Origin of the sequence: Streptomyces sp. NPDC047853 (assembly GCF_043204535.1) — a bacterium.
In the GTDB taxonomy this organism is placed as follows: Bacteria; Actinomycetota; Actinomycetes; order Streptomycetales; family Streptomycetaceae; genus Streptomyces.
The window spans coordinates 162,361-179,150 of record NZ_JBIDCI010000005.1 but is presented as its reverse complement, the minus strand read 5'-3'; the positions used below and the strand labels follow the sequence as shown (position 1 = coordinate 179,150).

The window sequence follows — 16,790 nt, the reverse complement described above, 5'->3', positions numbered from 1 at the left end:
CGATATTTCGTCACTCGTTCGAAATGCTGGCGTGACAGTAAGGAGGGGACGGCGGGGGTGTCAATGGGTCGGACACATAACGGTTTCGGCAGTTTCCCGAGGCGGCGCGGAGCGGTCCGGACCGCTTCCCCACACAACCTTCACAGCGGCCTCTAGGAACACCGCTGTTGCGGAACTTAACCTTCCCGCGTCATGGACTACTGCCTCCCGTGCCGACGGCACCTCAACGGCGCCCTCGCCTGCCCGGGCTGCGGCACCCCAGCCGACGAACTCCACCCGCCCGAGCCTCACTTGCCGGGGCATACGCCGTACGCGGGCCCCACGGAGCCCCCGCGGCACACGGCGCCCGTATGGCCGGCCGCCGAGGAGGCGGACCCGTCGGCCGACACCCCCGACGGCGCTCCCGACGGCGCTCCCGACGGCGCCCCGGACGGCGCCCCGGACGACGCCTTCACCGGCGGCCGGGCCGGCCGCCGCGACCGCAAGGCCGCCGCCCACCGCCGCCGACGTCGCCGGACCCTGTTCGTCGCCGCGGGATTCGTCCTGGCGGCCGGCGGTCTGAGCCTCGCGGAACTCGGCCTGGACGCCCCGGGCTCCCCGGCGACACCGGCGGCCGCCGGGGACGAGACGACGGACGGCGGGGTGACCCGCGAGGTGGGCGAGACCTCGGCCGCACCGGTCGACGGCACGTCGAGAACGACGCCCCCCTCGGGCACGCCGTCCCCCGAAGCCTCCGTTTCCGCCTCTTCCTCCTCCTCGGCCTCGGCGTCGGCATCGGAGTCGGAGTCGGAGTCGGGGTCCCCCGAGGCGGAGGACCCGCGGACGCCGGACCCGGACGAGGACTGGTCCGCGCCCTCGGCCCCGGAGCCGGGGAGCACGCCGCCCCCGTCGACGACCCCGGACGACCCGCCCCCGGCCGCGACCCCCACCCCGGCACCGACGACCCCGACCCCGACCCCGACGGAGACGTGCGACCGCTTCCTGTGGTGGTGCACCTAGGGGCTCGCGTCGCGAGGCTCGCGCCGTCCTCCGCCGCGGAGCGGGCGTCCCGTCGGCGCCGGCCACCGGTCACCGGCGACCGCCCACGCGCGCCCGCCGCCTGCGCAGCGAAACGCAAGCGCCCCCCGCTCAGTCCCGCAGCATCCTCCGCAGCGCGTCCCGCAGAGCCACCCGTTCCCCCTCCGACAACCCGGCCAGCGGCTCCCGGGCGAAGCGCAGGGACTCCCGCAGGCCCCGTGCCACCCGGCGGCCCTCCTCCGTCGCCGCCGCGACCTTCACGCGCCGGTCGGCGGGGTCGGGGCGGCGCTCGACCAGGCCCCGCGCCTCCAGCCGGTCCACGATCCCCGTGACGTTCGACGGCTCGCACTTCAGCTTCTGGGCCAGCTTCCGCATCGGCAGCGGCTCCAGCGACAGCAGGCTGAGCAGCTTGGCCTGCGCCCCGGTCAGGGCGCGTTCGGCGGCCGCCTCCTCGTAGTCGGCGTGGAAACGGGCCACGACCTCGCCGATCAGCTCGACGACTTCCAGGGTGAGCGCGTCGGGTCGGCGGGGGGTGTCGCGTGGTGTGGCCATGGAAACCAGGGTACCCATTTGTTTGACAAGGTGAAATGTTCAGACGCATGGTTGTTTCAGAGGCTGAAACATCGCCTGTGATCCCCGACCACCGGAAAGGCGCCCTCATGACCGACTCCCCCGCCCTCCCCACCGTCAACCGCGAATGGCACCTGCTCAGCCGCCCGGTCGGCTGGCCCAAGCCCGAGGACTTCGCCCTCGTCGAGGCGGAGCTGCCCACCCCGGGCGAGGGCCAGGTCCTGGTGCGCAACCTGTACGTCTCCGTCGACCCGTACATGCGCGGCCGCATGAGCGCCGCCAAGTCCTACGTCGCCCCCTACGAGCTGGGCAAGCCCATGCAGGGCGGCGCGGTCGGCGAGGTCGTCGCCTCCAACGCCGAGGGCCTCGCCGTGGGCGACCACGTCCTGCACTTCTTCGCCTGGCGCGAGTACGCCGCCGTGGACGCGAAGAACGCGGTCAAGGTGGACCCGCAGGCGGCGCCGCTGTCGACGTACCTCGGTGTGCTCGGCATGACGGGGCTCACCGCGTACGCCGGTCTGCTGCGCACCGCCGCCTTCAAGGAGGGCGACTCGGTGTTCGTCTCCGGCGCCGCCGGTGCCGTCGGCAGCCAGGTGGGCCAGATCGCGAAGCTCAAGGGCGCCTCCCGGGTCATCGGCTCCGCCGGCTCCGACGAGAAGGTGAAGCTGCTCGTCGACGAGTACGGCTTCGACGCCGCCTTCAACTACAAGGACGGCCCGGTGAGCGAGCAGCTGCGCACCGCCGCCCCGGACGGGGTCGACGTCTACTTCGACAACGTGGGCGGCGATCACCTGGAGGCGGCCATCGGGTCCCTCAACCGGGACGGCCGCATCGCGATCTGCGGCGCGATCTCCGTCTACAACAACACCCAGCCCGCCCCGGGCCCGAAGAACCTCGCCCGTCTCATCCAGACCCGCGGCCGGATCGAGGGCTTCCTGGTCGGCGACCACTACGACCTCCAGCCGCAGTTCGTCCAGGAGGTCGGCCCCTGGGTCGCCTCCGGTGAGCTCAAGTACCGCGAGACGGTCGTCGAGGGCATCGAGAACAACCTGGAGGCCTTCCTCGGCGTCCTGCGCGGCGACAACACCGGCAAGATGATCGTCAAGCTCTGAGGCCCCCGAGCGAGTCCCCCGAGGCCGACGCCGGGTACCCGGCGCCGGCCTCGCGCGGGAGTGCCCTTCCCGGACTTTCCGGCATGCGGTAGCGTCTTTCCGAAATCCGTCGTGATCGTGGGCGCGAGTCACGGCGGACCGAGGAGGAAGACAACCGCAATGCCGATTCAGCAGTCCGAGGTCCTCTACACCGCCGTAGCCACCGCCGAGAACGGCCGTGACGGCCGGGTGGCCACCGATGACGGCAAGCTCGACGTGGTCGTGAACCCGCCCAAGGAGATGGGCGGCAGCGGCGCCGGCACCAACCCGGAGCAGCTCTTCGCCGCCGGGTACAGCGCCTGCTTCCAGGGCGCGCTCGCCGTCGTGGCCCGCCAGGAGGGCGCCGACGTCACCGGTTCGACCGTCACCGCGAAGGTCGGCATCGGCAAGAACGACGACGGGTTCGGCATCATCGTCGAGATCTCCGCCGAGATCCCGTCCGTGGACGCCGCCACCGCGCGGTCGCTGGTGGAGAAGGCCCACCAGGTCTGCCCCTACTCGAAGGCGACCCGCGGCAACATCACGGTGACGCTCGTCTGACCGGGGCCGTCCGGCACGGACGGGCCGAAGGCCCGACCCGGGACCACGGGGTGCGGCCTCCGGGCCGTCCCCCGGGCTCCCCGGGCCGGTGTGACGGTGCCCGGTAGAGTTCCGCCCATGCGCGATCTCGGGGCGGGTTTCGGTCATCTGATGAAGGGCCAGCGTTGGGTGGCCCGGCACGGCAGGAGCTACGGCTTCGGCCTCCTGCCGGGTCTGATCACCCTGGTCCTGTACGCGGCGGCACTGGTCGGACTGGCCCTGTGGGGCACCGACTTCGTGGCCTGGGCGACCCCCTTCGCCGACGACTGGTCCAGCCCCTGGCCCGGACTCTTCCGCGGCTTCCTCACCGCCGTCCTGTTCGCCCTCGCCCTGCTGCTGGCCGTCCTCACCTTCACCGCCGTCACGCTGCTGGTGGGCCAGCCGTTCTACGAGAGCCTCTCCGAGCGGGTCGACCGTGACGTCTCCCCGGACGGCACCGCCCCCGAGTCGAACCTGCCGCTCCTGCGCGAGCTGTGGATCTCGGGCCGCGACAGCCTCCGGATCCTCGTCCGCGCCCTCGGATGGGGCGTGCTGCTCTTCGCCGCCGGCTTCATCCCGCTCATCGGGCAGACGGTGGTCCCGGTGATCGGCTTCTTCGTCACCGGCTTCTTCCTCACCGAGGAACTGACCTCGGTCGCCCTCCAGCGCCGCGGGGTCCGGCTCCGTGACCGCCTCGCCCTCCTGCGCTCCCGCAAGAGGCTGGTCTGGGGCTTCGGCACGCCGCTCGGCGTGGCCTTCCTGGTGCCGTTCGTCGCGGTCTTCCTGATGCCGGGCGCGGTCGCCGGCGCCACCCTCCTCGCCCGCGAACTGCTGGGCGAGGAGACCCGCGACGGCGACGACGACCGCTCCGACGGCGGCTCCACGGACCCGGCGGTCAGCCCCGGTCCGGCCCCGGCGCACTGACCGCCGCGGCCACGATCGCCCGCACCTGCGCCACGATGTCCAGCCGGCTCCGCACGAACGCGGGGTCGGTGACCGTCCCGGTCGCCGGATCGGTGTTCCCGGCGCCGAACAGCAGCACCGGGGTGTGCACGTGCCCGCCCGGCAGCGTGCCGTGCAGGCCGAGCCGGTCCCGCAGCAGCGTCGCCCGGTAGGCGATCTCGTTGGACAGGTAGTCCCCGCCGCCCCCCGCGCGGGCCGTCGACCCGGGCGTGGGCCCCTCGGGCCGCACGACCGGCTCGGTGGCGCCCGCCGGAATCTCGGTGACACTCGTGTTGTCGTACACGGGGAAGCGCCCGGTGTCCGCGGCCGTGATCGCCGCGTAGGGCAGCGTGGTCGTCGTCCACTGCGGCTGCGTGGCCGGGTCGGCGACGGGCACCGTCTCCGTGCGGGAGACGTTCTCGTTGTCCGCGAAACCGCCCCGCCAGGCCCCGTTGGTCCGCTCCACGTCGAAGCGTCCGACCCGCCCCTGGCTCACGGTCGTGAACAGGTCCACCCGCGGCAGGTACGGGCGTAGCGCCCGCTCCACCGCCCCGTCGGCGAAGTCCCGCCAGCGCACCGGGAACACGGCCGTCTCCACGCGCGCGGGCCCCTCCGGTGTGTCGATCACCGTGCCGTCGAGGGCGAGCGCGGCGGCGCCGGAGGGGTTGGAGATCCGGATGTCACGGTCGAGGGTGAAGGGGTCGAAGCCGGTCAGCAGGACCCGCCTGGTGCGCTCGTCCCGCTCACCGCGAGGCAGGCGGAGGTCGCTCTGGCCGCGGGAGGCCTGCTCCAGCCCGTCGAGCAGCGCCGCCCGCCGCTCCTCGGACAGCCGGAAGCCGGGCGCCCAGGCGCGCAGTTCCCGCGTCATCCCGAGGCGCGCCCAGTACAGCGGGCGGTCGTCGTCCCGGCTGAGGTCCCCGCGCGCCGGGCCGCGCCCCTGCGCCCGGTCCACGGCCCGCCGCCACAGCGCGGTGCCCTCGCGGGCGACGACCCGGCGGGCCTCCCGGTAGGAGTCCGCCCGGTCGAGTCCGCGGGCGAACGCCGGCGCCACCCCGGCGAACCCGGAGCGCCGCAGGATCTCGCGGGGCACCTCCCCGTCGAGGCGCCGTTCCTCGACGGTGGGGGCGGAGGAGACGGAGGAACTGGAGGAGCCGGGGGAGCCGGGGGAGGCGGGGGAGGCGGAAGAGGGGGCCGGGGGAGCCGCCGTGGCCGTCGCCGGGGCCACCAGCCCCGCCACCAGGGCCAGTCCGAGTACGCCGGTCCGAACGCGTAGGTGTGTCAAGGGAGTCCAGGTCCTTCCGTCGCCGTGGGGTGCGCTGCCGGACGGCGGCAGTATCGCGTGACGGAAGGGGCGTGCGCTACGGCACACCTCGCCGAGGAGGGCGAGGAAGCCCCGAAGGTGCCCGGCATGTCCACCGACGCCGAGGTCGTGGACGGGGTGACCGGCTCGTAGGCGTTTGTGAAGGGTTCGTACGAACTCGTGAGCGGACGCTCGATCGCGGACCGTCGGATCACCGCGACGATTACCGTCTGAACCGGGACGTCTCCAGACGGCGTCCCCCCGCGGACAGCCCCGGCCCGGAACCTGACGGCCGGGCCGGGGCTCGCCGGGCCGGCCCGCGGGCACGGGTCACCGTGCCGAGAAGCCGTACACCGTCTCCGAGCGGAACACCTCGCCCGGCCGCAGCACCGTGCCGGGGAACTCCGGCCGGTTCGGGGAGTCCGGGAAGTGCTGCGTCTCCAGCGCGACGCCCGCACCGGGCGCGAAGGGCTCGCCCAGGTGGTCGGCGGTGTAGAGCTGGAGGCCAGGCTCGGTCGTCGACACCGTGAGCACCCGCCCCGACACCGGGTCGGACAGCTCGGCGACCTCCACGGCGGTGTCCGTCACCCCCTTGTCCAGGACGAAGTTGTGGTCGAAGCCCGAACCGACCTGGCGCGCCCGCCGGAAGTCGAAGCGCGTGCCCGTCACGTCCCGCAGTTCGCCCGTCGGGATCAGCGCGGCGTCCACCGGCGTGATCCGGGAGGCGGCCAGCCGCAGCTCGTGGCCGCCCGCGTGGCTGGAGCCGGCCAGGTTGAAGTAGCTGTGGTTGGTCGGGTTCAGCACGGTCGGCGCGTCCGTCACCGCCTCGTAGGCGATCCGCAGCGCGCCCGACCCGTCCAGCGTGTACGTCACCGAGATCTCCACCCGGCCGGGGAAGCCCTCCTCGCCGTCCGGGCTGACCCGGCTGAGCCGGACGCCGTGCCCGCCGTCCCCGACGGGCTCCACGTCCCACACACGCTTGTCGAAGCCCCGCTCGCCGCCGTGCAGCGAGTTCGGCCCCTCGTTGCGCACCGTCGTGTACGTCCGCCCGTCCAGCGGGAAACGGCCGCCCGCGATCCGGTTGGCGTACCGCCCGACGAGCGCGCCCAAGTACGGCCCCGGGTGGGCCAGATAGCCGTCCAGGTCAGCGAACCCCAGCACCACGTCGGCGGTGTGGCCGTCCCGGTCCGGGACCTCGGCCGACTGCACGATCCCGCCGTACGACAGGACCCGGACCCGTACTCCGGACCGCTCCAGGGTCCAGCGGTGGACCGGGGTGCCGTCGGAAAGTGTGCCGAAGAGTTCGCTCATGTGCGGAACTCTAGGACACCCGCAGGTCAGGGCGGTTTCAGGGTTTCTTCGCGGTCACCGCGCGGTACGCGATCTCCGCCAGCCGGGCCTGGCCGCTCACGCTCGGGTGGAACCAGTCCCAGCGGCTCAACTGGTCGGTGCCGAACCGGAATTCGTGCACCGCACCGCCGTCGGTACGGCACCGGCGGTCCTTCGCGCAGACGTCCCGCAGCACGTCGTTGTAGGCCCGCACCCGGTCCCGCACGGTGTTGCGGCGCTGCGTCGCCGCCGCGTCCAGGGCGTCCGCGTCGCCCAGCATCGAGGGGCACAGGCCCAGCTTCCACACCTGCTTGCCCAGCGGGTTGGTGCGCCCCTCGGACCACAGCCGCTTGAGGTCAGGGATGCTCGCCACGTACACCTGGGCCTTCGGCAGCTTCGCGCGCAGGGTGGCCATGGCCTCCTCGAACCGGTCCCGGAAGTCCGCCACCGGGGTCATCGCCGAGGTGGTGGCGCGGCAGGCGTCGTTCGCCCCGACCATCACCGCGACGAGCTGCGGCCTGCGCGCCACCGCCCGCGTCATCTGCCCGGGCAGGTCCTCCATCCGGGACCCGGTGACCGCGTAGTTCCAACTCCGCCCGGCCGCCCCGGCCTGCCCGAGCAGCCGCACCGCGAGGCTGTCGACCTCGGCACTGCTGCCGGTCGCCCACGAGACCTCGGGACAGTCGGACAGGACCGTGCAGGCGTCGAAGCCGCGCGTGATGGAGTCCCCCACGGCGGCGACCGACGCCGGGCTGGTGTCCCAGACCGGGGCCGGACTCGTCCGCTTCGAGGCCGAGGCGGACGGGCCGGGGGAGGCGTCGCCCCCCACGGCGTCGCAGCCCGTCACGCCCAGGACGGCGGCCGCGAGCACGGCGAGCGCGGCACGCGAACGGCGACGGACACGCCGCGCACCCTGCTCCGACCCCTGACCCATGTGGCTCCCACCCCTCGCCTCGTGCCTCCAGTGTCCTCAACCCATGACACCGCGCGGGGGTTCCCGCGAGCGCCGATGCAACGGCCCACACCCGTACAAGCGTCCTACTGGGTGAATACCTGAGGTTTGTCGGCACCGGGACCGACGGTACGTCACACTCCGCCCCCCGGCGCACGGTAGCCTCGGCCTCAACGTGGCCCGCCCGGCCACAGCCGTTCCGCCCGTTCCGAGATGTCCCGCTCAGCCCGGAGGTTCCGGTGACGACACGTGGAGTTCTGTACGTGCACTCCGCGCCGCGCGCGCTGTGCCCGCACGTCGAGTGGGCCGTCGCCGGGGTGCTCGGCACGCGCGTGAGCCTGGACTGGATCCGGCAGCCGGCCGCGCCCGGCACCTGGCGCTCGGAGTTCTCCTGGCAGGGCCGGGCCGGCACCGCCTCCCAGCTCGCCTCCGCGCTGCGCGGCTGGCAGCTGCTGCGCTTCGAGGTCACCGCGGAACCGTCCGCGAACGCGGAGGGCGAGCGCTACAGCTGCACCCCCGACCTCGGCATCTTCCACGCCGTCACCGGCATCCACGGCGACATCCTCGTCCCCGAGGACCGGCTGCGCGCCGCCCTGGTCCGCTCCCGGAGCGGCGAGAGCGACCTGGAGTCCGACCTCGCGAGACTCCTCGGCAAACCCTGGGACGACGAACTGGAGTCCTTCCGCCACGCGGGCGAGGGCGCCCCGGTCCGCTGGCTCCACCAGGTGGTCTGACCGCCGCCGTACGCCGCACACGCAAGGGAAGGGCCCCCACCGACCGGTGGGGGCCCTTCCCTTGCGTCTCGGGTGCGGCTCAGACCGTGCGGAAGGCCAGCACCACGTTGTGTCCGCCGAAACCGAACGAGTCGTTCAGCGCGGCGATCCGGCCCTCGACGGGCAGCTTGCGGGCCTCGCCGCGGACGATGTCCGCCGCGGCCTCGGCCTCGGGGTCGAGGTTCTCGACGTTGATGGTCGGCGGGGCCACCCGGTGGTACAGGGCGAGCACGGTCGCGACGGACTCGACGCCGCCGGCCCCACCGAGGAGGTGACCGGTCATCGACTTGGTGCCGGAGACCGCCATGTGGTCCACGTCGTCGCCGAGGACCTTGCGCAGCGCCTTCAGCTCGGCGATGTCACCGGCCGGCGTCGAGGTGGCGTGCGCGTTGACGTGCACGATCTCGGCCGGGTCCAGGTCGGTGCGGTCCAGCAGGTTCTGCAGGGCGTGCGAGATGCCGCGGCCCTCCGGCTCCGGCTGCACGATGTCGTGGCTGTCGGCGGAGATGCCCTGGCCGACCGCCTCCGCGTAGACGCGGGCACCGCGTGCCTCGGCGTGCTCGGCCGACTCCAGGACGAGGACGCCGGCGCCCTCACCGAGGACGAAGCCGTCACGGCCCGTGTCGAAGGGACGCGAGGCGCCCTGCGGGTCGTCGTTGTTCTTGGACATCGCCATCATGTTGCCGAACGCGGCGATGGGCAGCGGGTGGATCGCCGCCTCCGTGCCACCCGCGACGACGACGTCGGCGCGGCCGGTGCGGATCATCTCGATGGCGTAGCCGATGGCCTCGGCGCCCGACGCGCAGGCGGAGACGGGCGTGTGCACGCCCGCCCGGGCGCCCACGGCCAGGCCCACGTTGGCGGAGGGGCCGTTGGGCATCAGCATGGGGACGGTGTGCGGGGAGACGCGGCGGACGCCCTTCTCCTTCAGCACGTCGTACTGGTCGAGGAGGGTCGTCACGCCACCGATGCCGGAGGCGATGACCGCGCCGAGACGGTCGGGGTCGACCTGGGCCGCCCCCTCCTCGGCGGGGCTCTCGCCCGCCTTGCCGGAGTAACCGGCGTCCTTCCAGGCCTCCTGCGCCGCGATCAGCGCGAACTGGGCCGAGCGGTCCAGACGGCGGGCCTGGGGCCGCGGGATGACCTCGGAGGGGTCCACGGCGACCGGTGCGGCGATGCGGACCGCCTGGTCGGCGGCCCACTCCTGCTCCAGGGGCTTGACGCCGGACTTGCCGGCGACCAGGCCTTCCCAGGTAGAGGCTGCGTCGCCACCCAGCGGTGTGGTTGCGCCGATACCGGTGACGACCACGGTGCGATTGGTCGAGCTCACGGGAATTCTTTCTCCAACGGGATACGGGATTCGTACGGCGCCACCGCCGGGTGGCGGGGCAGTCAGCCCAGGGACGTGATCGGTGGATCAGCCCTGGTTCTTGAGGATGTAGTTGGTCGCGTCGCCGACCGTCTTGAGGTTCTTGACGTCCTCGTCCGGGATCTTGACGTCGAAGCGCTCTTCGGCGGCGACGACGACCTCGACCATGGACAGCGAGTCGACGTCCAGGTCGTCGGTGAAGGACTTGTCCAGCTGGACGTCCTCAACCGGGATGCCGGCGATCTCGTTCACGATCTCGGCGAGACCGGCGACGATCTCTTCCTGAGTGGCGGCCATGATGGCGCTCCTTCGTAGTTTCCATAGGGTGTGGCGGCCCGCCGCGTCGGCGGCGGGTTGGTGCTGGTCTCCGTCCCGGACCGGATGATCCGGCACGGAGTGCCTAGGGGAGGGTAACGACCGTCGCGGCGTAGACGAGACCCGCCCCGAAGCCGATGACGAGCGCGGTGTCGCCGCTCTTCGCCTCGCCGGTCGCCAGGAGCCGCTCCATCGCGAGCGGGATCGAGGCGGCCGAGGTGTTGCCGGTGGTGCGGATGTCACGGGCGACCATGACGTGCTCCGGCAGCTTCAGTGTCTTCACCATCGAGTCGATGATCCGCACGTTGGCCTGGTGCGGGATGAAGACGTCCAGGTCGTCCGGGCTGATCCCGGCCGCGTCCAGCGCCTGCTGGGCGACCTTCGCCATCTCGAACACGGCCCAGCGGAACACCGCCTGGCCCTCCTGCGTGATCGCAGGAAACTTCACGTTGCCCTCGCTGTCGAGGGGCAGCTCCGAGACGTCGCCGATCGCGAACCGGTCCCAGGAGACCGTCTGCTTGATCGTCTCGGACTTGTCGCCCTCCGAGCCCCAGACGGTCGGGCCGATCGCCGGCTCCTGGGAGGGGCCGACCACGACCGCGCCCGCGCCGTCGCCGAAGAGGAAGGCCGTGGCACGGTCCTCCAGGTCGGTCAGGTCGGAGAGCCGCTCCACGCCGATGACCAGGACGTACTCCGCCGAGCCCTCGACGACCATGCCCTTGGCGAGGGTCAGGCCGTAGCCGAAGCCCGCGCAGCCCGCCGAGATGTCGAAGGCGGCGGCCTTGTCCGTGCCCAGCTTGTCCGCGATCTCGGTCGCGACGGCCGGGGTCTGGCTGAAGTGCGACACGGTCGAGACGACCACCGCGCCGATCTGCGAGGCGGCGATCCCGGCGTCCGCGATGGCCTTGCCGGAGGCCTCGATCGACATCGCCGCGACGGTCTCCTCGGGCGAGGCCCAGTGCCGCGTCTCGATGCCGGAGCGCGAGCGGATCCACTCGTCGGACGAGTCGATCTTCTCGAGGATCACCTCGTTCGGCACGACCCGCGTCGGGCGGTAACCGCCGACGCCGAGGATGCGCGCGTACGGGGCGCCCTTGCTGGGCTTGATCTTCGACATGCTCTCGCGCTCCTTGTCAGGCCTGCTGGGCGTGCTCGGCGACGAGCTCGCGGGCCGCGTCGAGATCGGCGGGGGACTTCAGGGCCAGCGTCTTCACGCCCGGCAGCGCGCGCTTGGCCAGCCCGGTGAGCGTGCCACCCGGGCACACCTCGATCAGCGCGGTGACGCCCAGCTCCTGGAACGTCTCCATGCACCGGTCCCAGCGGACCGGGTTGGCGACCTGGCCGACCAGCCGCTCCAGCACCTCGGCACCGGAGGCGACGGCCCGCCCGTCCTTGTTGGAGACGTACGTCACCTTGGGGTCGGCCGGCGTCAGCGCCTTCGCGGCCTCCGCGAGCTTGTCGACGGCGGGCGCCATGTGCTGCGTGTGGAAGGCACCGGCCACCTTCAGCGCGACGACCTTGCGCACGCCCTCGGGCTTGTCCTCGCTCAGCGCGGCCAGCTGCTCCACGGTGCCGGCGGCCACGATCTGACCCGCGCCGTTCATGTTCGCCGGGGTCAGACCGAGCTTCTCCAGGTGCGCGACGCTCACCTCGGGGTCGCCGCCGAGCAGCGCGGACATGCCGGTCTCGGTGACGGCGGCGGCCTCGGCCATCGCCAGGCCCCGACGGCGTACGAGGGACACCGCGGCCGTGTCGTCGAGGACGCCCGCGAAGGCGGCGGCCGTGAACTCGCCGACACTGTGGCCGGCGACGGCGCCGGGCGCGAGGTCGGCGATGTCACCGAGTGCCGCGGCCGAGAGGATTCCGGCCGCCACGAGCAGCGGCTGTGCCACGGACGTGTCTCGGATCTCGTCCGCGTCGGCCTTGGTGCCGTAGTGGGCGAGATCGAGTCCAATGGCGTCGGACCAGGCGGCGACGCGGTCAGCGGCGCCGGGCAGGGCGAGCCAGTCAGTCAGGAAGCCGGGCGTCTGGGCGCCCTGGCCGGGAGCGACGAGTACGAGCACTCTCACACTCTCTCTTGAGGACGGCCACGGCCGCCCGTGGGGACAGGGACGAAGAACGGGAGGGGGTTTTGTGGACCCCCGACAAAAGCTTAGAGTTGCGGATCTCCATCGGCCAGACGCCCCAGGATGAGCGCGATCCGCAGTGTGAACGCAGACCGTACATCAGAGGGTGACCATCCGGTGACGTCAGTCACACGTCGGAGCCGGTAGCGCACGGTGTTCGGGTGAACGAAGAGCATCCGGGCGGCGCCTTCGAGACTGCTCGCCTGTTCGAGATAGACGCTGAGCGTCTCGAGCAGGGCTGCACCGGCCTCCTCCAGCGGTCTGTAGATCTCCTCCACCAACTGCTCGCGGGCCGAGGGGTCGGAGGCGATGGCGCGCTCCGGCAGCAGATCGTCGGCCAGCACGGGGCGGGGCGCGTCCTGCCAGGCGGTGCACGCCTTGAGCCCGGCCGCGGCGGCCTGCGCGGACCGGGTCGCGGCCAGCAGGTCCGGCACCACGGGACCGGCCACGACCGCGCCCTGGGCGAACGGCCCGATCAGCGACTTGGCCACCGCGAGCGGGTTGTCGCTGCCCCCCGCGATCACCACCAGCCGGTCCCCGAGCACCCCGGTCAGCACCTGGAGCTTGGCGTGCCGGGCCGCGCGCCGGATGGCCTCCACGGTCAGCTCGGAATCGCCGTCGGGGGCGGTGCCCAGCACGACGCACACGTGCTCGGGCGAGTTCCACCCGAGGGCGGCGGCCCGCGACACGGCTCCCTCGTCGGCCTCGCCGCTGAGCACGGCGTTCACGACCAGCGACTCCAGGCGCGCGTCCCAGGCACCGCGTGCCTCGGCGGCCTGCGCGTAGACCTGGGCGGTCGCGAAGGCGATCTCCCGGGCGTACACCAGCAGCGCCTCGCGCAGGACCGACTCGTCCCCTGGAGCGGCGACCTCGTCGATCGCGGACTCCATGACCTCGATCGTCGTCCGCACCATCTCCACGGTCTGCCGCAGCGTGATGGCCCGGGTCAGCTCGCGCGGCGCGGTGCCGAAGACGTCGGTGGAGATGGCCTGCGGGGCGTCCGGGTGCCGGAACCACTCGGTGAAGGCGGCGATGCCCGCCTGGGCGACCAGCCCGATCCAGGAACGGTTCTCCGGTGGCATGGCCCGGTACCACGGCAGTGTCTCGTCCATCCGCGCGATGGCCTGCGCGGCGAGCGATCCGGCGGACTGCTCCAGCCGCTTCAGGGTCGCGGTGTGCGAGTGGACGGGCCGGGTGGGGGCGTCGGGCTTGCCGGTTTCGGGTTCGGGCACGGGGACAAGACTGCCTTATCGGGACGGGCGGGTGTGCCGCCGGGGCTACGGTGAACGACGTGATGGACGTACGCCGCGCCGACGAGCGCTTCCCGGGCGGTGATCCGGCAGCCGGGATCGTCTCCCGCCACGCCTTCTCCTTCGGCCCCCACTACGACCCCGACCACCTCCGCTTCGGCGCGCTGATCGCCTGCAACGAGGAGCGTCTCGCCCCCGGCGCCGGCTTCGACGAGCACCCGCACAGCCACACCGAGATCGTCACGTGGGTGGTCGAGGGCGAGCTGACCCACCGCGACACCGCCGGCCACGAGACGGTCGTCCGCGCCGGCGACGTCCAGCGCCTCAGCTCCGCGGCCGGCGTCCGCCACGTCGAGCGCAACGACGGCCCCGCGCCCCTGACCTTCGTCCAGATGTGGCTGGCCCCGCTCACCCCCGGCGGCGACCCCGCCTACGAGATCGTCCGCGGCATCGCCGACTCCACCCCGTACGCCGTCCCGGAGGCCGGCGCGATGCTCCACGTCCGCCGCCTGGCAGCGGGGGAGCGGACGGCGGTGCCGGACGGGGCGTACGTGTACGTGCACGTGGTGCGGGGCGAGGTGACGCTGGGTGGCGAGACCCTGGGCGCGGGCGACGCGGCCCGCGTCACGGACGCCGAGGGGGTGGACGCGGTGGCGGTGACGCGGGCGGAGGTGCTGCTGTGGGAGATGGCGGGACAGTGACGATCCCGGACCCGCCGAAGCCCGTACGGCTTGACTTCGACGGGTCCGGGAAGCGGTCAGGTCAGCGGCTCCGTGAACGGACCCGCCGCTCTCTCGAAGGCCGAAAGGGTGATCGCCGGAACGAGAACGGAATCGTCCTCCATTCCCTCGGGCAGGTGCGCGCGCATGCCCTCAGGGCAGAGGAACGCACCGCTGGGAAGGAGGATCCCCGCCCCGAGCCGGTCCGTCAGCTCGACGATGTAATCCGTGGTGCCGTCTCCGGTTTTCTCCGCCCCAGCGCGGACGGGCGAGAGCACCGCCCGGACCACCTGCAGGTCGGGCGCGGCCAACTCGCCGTCCGAGAACCTGTAGAGGCTCAGGCTGTAACTCACTGCGCTTCCGGCGGTAGCCGCAGGGCTCGGACTGCCTACCGCAGGCCCTGGACGAAGGCCCGCCAGGCGTGTGCGCCGACGGTGAGGACCGGGCCGGACGGGTTCTTGCTGTCGCGCACGGGAACGGAGTCGGCGGCGTGGCCCTCGGCGACCTCGACGCAGTCACCACCGTTGCTTCCGCTGTAGCTGGACCTGCGCCACTCAACGTTGCTCAGTGCTGTGCGGGGTCGCATAGCGTTCCTCCATCACGCGGGTGATCAGTCTCACCGAGTCCTCGGGGGAGAGGGCTGAGGCTTGCAGTCGAGCGTAGCCGAACGAGCGTTCCTTGATCACGTCCGGGCTGGCGGTCATGTGGCCCTGGTCGTAGCCGTCCATGTAGAAGAGGTCGGGGTCCGTATCGAACCGCAGCAGATTGAACGTCCCCATCATGCCCGCGTGTTGGCCCGAGGTCAGCGGCAGGACCTGGATCTGCACCCAGGGCGCGGTCGCGTAGTCCAACAGGCGGGCGAGTTGCCCGCGCATCACGTCCCGGCCGCCGATCTCCCGCAGCAGGGCGGCCTCGTCCAGGATGACCCACAGGGCGGGCGGCCGGTGGCGCAGGAGGATGCGCTGACGCTCCATCCGGGCGGCGACCATCTCGTCCACGTTGCCCCGGTGCTCCACGTCCAGCACCGCCCGCGCGTACTCCTCCGTCTGCACCAGCCCGTACACCAACTGCGCCTGGTACGTGGAGATGTACGTCGCCCTCGCCTCCATCTCCGCGTACGGCTGGAACCACGTGGGCAGTTGGCTGCGCAGCACCAGGCCGATCAGGCGGGAGAAGAGGCCGTCCGTGCCGAGGGCGGCGTCGACCCGTTCGGAGAAGTCCCGGGTCGGGACCTTCTTCGTGGTCTCGATCTGGCCGACCAGTGAGCCGGTGCAGAAGATGATCTCGCCGAGCTGGGCCTGGTTGAGGCGGTGGGCCTCGCGTTGGCGGCGCAGCTCCCAGCCGTAGTAGTCGAGCGGGGAGGCGGTCGGGTCGAGGGACTGGATGTGGGCCACTGCGGTACCTCACTCACTCCGGACTACGGGCGGGGCGGGCGGCAACGTCCGGGGACGTTCGTTGCCCTGTGTAGTCGAGCGTATGCGGAGCGCGTCATCCTCTGTGGTGTGAATCGTGTAACTGGTCCGCCGTCGGCGGACGTTCACTCGAACCACACCGTCTTCCCCTGCCCGTCGCCGTACGGCGTGACGCCTCAGCCGCGCAGTTCCGCCAGCACCGCGTCCGTGAAGGGCGGCCACGCCTCGACCGCCCACGGGCCGAAGGCGCGGTCGGTCAGGGCCACGCAGGCGAGTCCGGCGTCCGGGTCGATCCACAGGAACGTGCCCGACTGGCCGAAGTGGCCGAAGGTGCGGGGCGAGGAGGCGGCGCCCGTCCAGTGGGGGGACTTCCCGTCGCGGATCTCGAAGCCGAGGCCCCAGTCGTTGGGGCTCTGGTGGCCGTAGCCCGGCAGCACGCCCTTGCGGCCCGGGTACTGCACCGTCATCGCCTCGGCGACCGTGCGCGGGTCCAGCAGGCGCGGGGCCTGGACCTCGGCGGCGAAGCGGAGCAGGTCCTCCACCGTGGAGACGCCGTCCTTCGCCGGGGAGCCGTCCAGGGTCGTGGACGTCATGCCCAGCGGCTCCAGCACCGCCTGGCGCGCGTACTCGGCGAACGGCATGTCCGCCGCCTTCGCGATGTGGTCGCCGAGCTGCTCGAAACCGGCGTTGGAGTACAGCCGCCGCTCCCCGGGCGGGGCGGTCACCCGGTGCTCGTCGAAGGCCAGCCCGGAGGTGTGCGCCAGCAGGTGGCGGACCGTCGACCCGGGCGGTCCTGCGGGCTCGTCCAGCTCCACGGCACCCTCCTCGTACGCGACCAGCGCCGCGTACGCCGCGAGCGGCTTGGTGACCGAGGCGAGGGCGAAGCGGTGCGCGAGGGGGCCGTGGGTGCCCAGGATCGTGCCGTCGGCGCGTACGGCACCCGCCGCGGCGGTGGGGACGGGCCAGTTCTCGATCGACGCGAGGCTCTTCAAGGACATGCCCGTGAG

19 protein-coding genes are annotated in these 16,790 nt (G+C 72.5%); 6 read left to right on the top strand and 13 right to left on the bottom strand.

What is annotated here, in order from left to right; translation table 11 throughout:
- The first annotated feature begins 192 nt into the window (after window positions 1-192).
- The gene (locus tag ACGF5T_RS12305; protein ID WP_366766565.1) at window positions 193-999 is read left to right on the top strand and encodes a hypothetical protein; all 807 of its coding nucleotides are present in this window, start codon (window positions 193-195) and stop codon (window positions 997-999) included.
- Between the two features lie 129 nt (window positions 1,000-1,128).
- On the opposite strand, the gene ACGF5T_RS12300 is transcribed toward ACGF5T_RS12305, so the two are convergent.
- A complete protein-coding gene (locus ACGF5T_RS12300) occupies window positions 1,129-1,569 on the bottom strand; it encodes a MarR family transcriptional regulator (RefSeq protein ID WP_356603067.1) in 441 nt (146 codons plus the stop codon).
- A gap of 107 nt (window positions 1,570-1,676) precedes the next feature.
- On the opposite strand from ACGF5T_RS12300, the gene ACGF5T_RS12295 reads away from it, so the two are divergent.
- The 3 genes from ACGF5T_RS12295 (at window position 1,677) to ACGF5T_RS12285 (ending at window position 4,220) form a co-directional block, all read left to right on the top strand.
- On the top strand, window positions 1,677-2,699 hold the full coding sequence (locus ACGF5T_RS12295; protein ID WP_356603065.1) for an NADP-dependent oxidoreductase: 1,023 nt from the start codon (window positions 1,677-1,679) through the stop codon (window positions 2,697-2,699).
- A gap of 159 nt (window positions 2,700-2,858) precedes the next feature.
- Window positions 2,859-3,278 (top strand): organic hydroperoxide resistance protein, encoded by a 420-nt coding sequence (locus ACGF5T_RS12290; RefSeq protein ID WP_053130225.1) that lies wholly within the window; start codon window positions 2,859-2,861, stop codon window positions 3,276-3,278.
- A 117-nt stretch (window positions 3,279-3,395) separates the two neighbouring features.
- Entirely contained in the window at window positions 3,396-4,220 is an 825-nt protein-coding gene (locus ACGF5T_RS12285) for an EI24 domain-containing protein (protein WP_366766566.1), read from the top strand.
- Here ACGF5T_RS12285 and ACGF5T_RS12280 read toward each other — a convergent pair.
- From ACGF5T_RS12280 to ACGF5T_RS12270, 3 genes are all read right to left on the bottom strand, one after another.
- Window positions 4,192-5,520 (bottom strand): pyroglutamyl peptidase, encoded by a 1,329-nt coding sequence (locus ACGF5T_RS12280; protein ID WP_366766567.1) that lies wholly within the window; start codon window positions 5,518-5,520, stop codon window positions 4,192-4,194. The two genes, ACGF5T_RS12285 and ACGF5T_RS12280, sit on opposite strands and share 29 nt — an antisense overlap.
- A gap of 348 nt (window positions 5,521-5,868) precedes the next feature.
- Window positions 5,869-6,849: an aldose epimerase family protein gene (locus ACGF5T_RS12275; RefSeq protein ID WP_366766568.1), complete on the bottom strand. Its 981-nt coding sequence runs from the start codon at window positions 6,847-6,849 to the stop codon at window positions 5,869-5,871.
- A gap of 37 nt (window positions 6,850-6,886) precedes the next feature.
- Window positions 6,887-7,801 (bottom strand): SGNH/GDSL hydrolase family protein, encoded by a 915-nt coding sequence (locus ACGF5T_RS12270; RefSeq protein WP_356603058.1) that lies wholly within the window; start codon window positions 7,799-7,801, stop codon window positions 6,887-6,889.
- 257 nt (window positions 7,802-8,058) lie between these two features.
- Here ACGF5T_RS12270 and ACGF5T_RS12265 point away from each other — a divergent pair, with 257 nt between their 5' ends.
- A complete protein-coding gene (locus ACGF5T_RS12265) occupies window positions 8,059-8,553 on the top strand; it encodes a DUF3145 domain-containing protein (RefSeq protein WP_356603055.1) in 495 nt (164 codons plus the stop codon).
- A gap of 79 nt (window positions 8,554-8,632) precedes the next feature.
- Here the strand turns inward: ACGF5T_RS12265 and ACGF5T_RS12260 are convergent, their stop codons facing one another.
- The 5 genes from ACGF5T_RS12260 to fasR all read right to left on the bottom strand — a co-directional run bounded on the left by ACGF5T_RS12260 (window position 8,633) and on the right by fasR (window position 13,634).
- Complete coding sequence (locus ACGF5T_RS12260) at window positions 8,633-9,922, bottom strand: beta-ketoacyl-[acyl-carrier-protein] synthase family protein (RefSeq protein ID WP_356603053.1); 1,290 nt, start codon at window positions 9,920-9,922, stop codon at window positions 8,633-8,635.
- An 87-nt stretch (window positions 9,923-10,009) separates the two neighbouring features.
- Window positions 10,010-10,258, bottom strand: coding sequence for an acyl carrier protein (locus ACGF5T_RS12255; RefSeq protein WP_053130192.1), 249 nt, complete (start codon window positions 10,256-10,258; stop codon window positions 10,010-10,012).
- A 103-nt stretch (window positions 10,259-10,361) separates the two neighbouring features.
- Window positions 10,362-11,393: a ketoacyl-ACP synthase III gene (locus tag ACGF5T_RS12250; protein ID WP_356603051.1), complete on the bottom strand. Its 1,032-nt coding sequence runs from the start codon at window positions 11,391-11,393 to the stop codon at window positions 10,362-10,364.
- 16 nt (window positions 11,394-11,409) lie between these two features.
- Window positions 11,410-12,339, bottom strand: coding sequence for an ACP S-malonyltransferase (locus ACGF5T_RS12245; RefSeq protein WP_366766569.1), 930 nt, complete (start codon window positions 12,337-12,339; stop codon window positions 11,410-11,412).
- Window positions 12,340-12,428: 89 nt separating this feature from the next.
- Window positions 12,429-13,634: a fatty acid biosynthesis transcriptional regulator FasR gene (fasR, locus tag ACGF5T_RS12240; protein WP_356603047.1), complete on the bottom strand. Its 1,206-nt coding sequence runs from the start codon at window positions 13,632-13,634 to the stop codon at window positions 12,429-12,431.
- Between the two features lie 62 nt (window positions 13,635-13,696).
- On the opposite strand from fasR, the gene ACGF5T_RS12235 reads away from it, so the two are divergent.
- Window positions 13,697-14,353, top strand: coding sequence for a pirin family protein (locus tag ACGF5T_RS12235; RefSeq protein WP_366766641.1), 657 nt, complete (start codon window positions 13,697-13,699; stop codon window positions 14,351-14,353).
- A gap of 56 nt (window positions 14,354-14,409) precedes the next feature.
- Here ACGF5T_RS12235 and ACGF5T_RS12230 read toward each other — a convergent pair whose 3' ends face one another.
- The 4 genes from ACGF5T_RS12230 to ACGF5T_RS12215 form a co-directional block, all read right to left on the bottom strand.
- Window positions 14,410-14,724, bottom strand: a complete 315-nt coding sequence (locus ACGF5T_RS12230; protein WP_366766570.1) for a hypothetical protein — start codon at window positions 14,722-14,724, stop codon at window positions 14,410-14,412.
- A gap of 35 nt (window positions 14,725-14,759) precedes the next feature.
- Window positions 14,760-14,957: a DUF397 domain-containing protein gene (locus tag ACGF5T_RS12225; RefSeq protein WP_366766571.1), complete on the bottom strand. Its 198-nt coding sequence runs from the start codon at window positions 14,955-14,957 to the stop codon at window positions 14,760-14,762.
- The gene (locus ACGF5T_RS12220; protein ID WP_366766572.1) at window positions 14,926-15,765 is read right to left on the bottom strand and encodes a helix-turn-helix transcriptional regulator; all 840 of its coding nucleotides are present in this window, start codon (window positions 15,763-15,765) and stop codon (window positions 14,926-14,928) included. The genes ACGF5T_RS12225 and ACGF5T_RS12220 overlap by 32 nt, the downstream gene beginning before the upstream one ends.
- 194 nt (window positions 15,766-15,959) lie before the next feature.
- Window positions 15,960-16,781, bottom strand: a complete 822-nt coding sequence (locus ACGF5T_RS12215) for a serine hydrolase domain-containing protein (protein ID WP_361011282.1) — start codon at window positions 16,779-16,781, stop codon at window positions 15,960-15,962.
- Window positions 16,782-16,790: the final 9 nt, after the last annotated feature.

Coding starts and splice junctions, on each gene's coding strand:
- ACGF5T_RS12305 (WP_366766565.1), top strand. CDS start 193: ATGGACTACTGCCTCCCGTGCCGACGGCACCTCAACGGCGCCCTCGCC.
- ACGF5T_RS12300 (WP_356603067.1), bottom strand. CDS start 1,569: ATGGCCACACCACGCGACACCCCCCGCCGACCCGACGCGCTCACCCTG.
- ACGF5T_RS12295 (WP_356603065.1), top strand. CDS start 1,677: ATGACCGACTCCCCCGCCCTCCCCACCGTCAACCGCGAATGGCACCTG.
- ACGF5T_RS12290 (WP_053130225.1), top strand. CDS start 2,859: ATGCCGATTCAGCAGTCCGAGGTCCTCTACACCGCCGTAGCCACCGCC.
- ACGF5T_RS12285 (WP_366766566.1), top strand. CDS start 3,396: ATGCGCGATCTCGGGGCGGGTTTCGGTCATCTGATGAAGGGCCAGCGT.
- ACGF5T_RS12275 (WP_366766568.1), bottom strand. CDS start 6,849: ATGAGCGAACTCTTCGGCACACTTTCCGACGGCACCCCGGTCCACCGC.
- ACGF5T_RS12270 (WP_356603058.1), bottom strand. CDS start 7,801: ATGGGTCAGGGGTCGGAGCAGGGTGCGCGGCGTGTCCGTCGCCGTTCG.
- ACGF5T_RS12255 (WP_053130192.1), bottom strand. CDS start 10,258: ATGGCCGCCACTCAGGAAGAGATCGTCGCCGGTCTCGCCGAGATCGTG.
- ACGF5T_RS12250 (WP_356603051.1), bottom strand. CDS start 11,393: ATGTCGAAGATCAAGCCCAGCAAGGGCGCCCCGTACGCGCGCATCCTC.
- ACGF5T_RS12235 (WP_366766641.1), top strand. CDS start 13,697: ATGGACGTACGCCGCGCCGACGAGCGCTTCCCGGGCGGTGATCCGGCA.
- ACGF5T_RS12225 (WP_366766571.1), bottom strand. CDS start 14,957: ATGCGACCCCGCACAGCACTGAGCAACGTTGAGTGGCGCAGGTCCAGC.
- ACGF5T_RS12215 (WP_361011282.1), bottom strand. CDS start 16,781: ATGTCCTTGAAGAGCCTCGCGTCGATCGAGAACTGGCCCGTCCCCACC.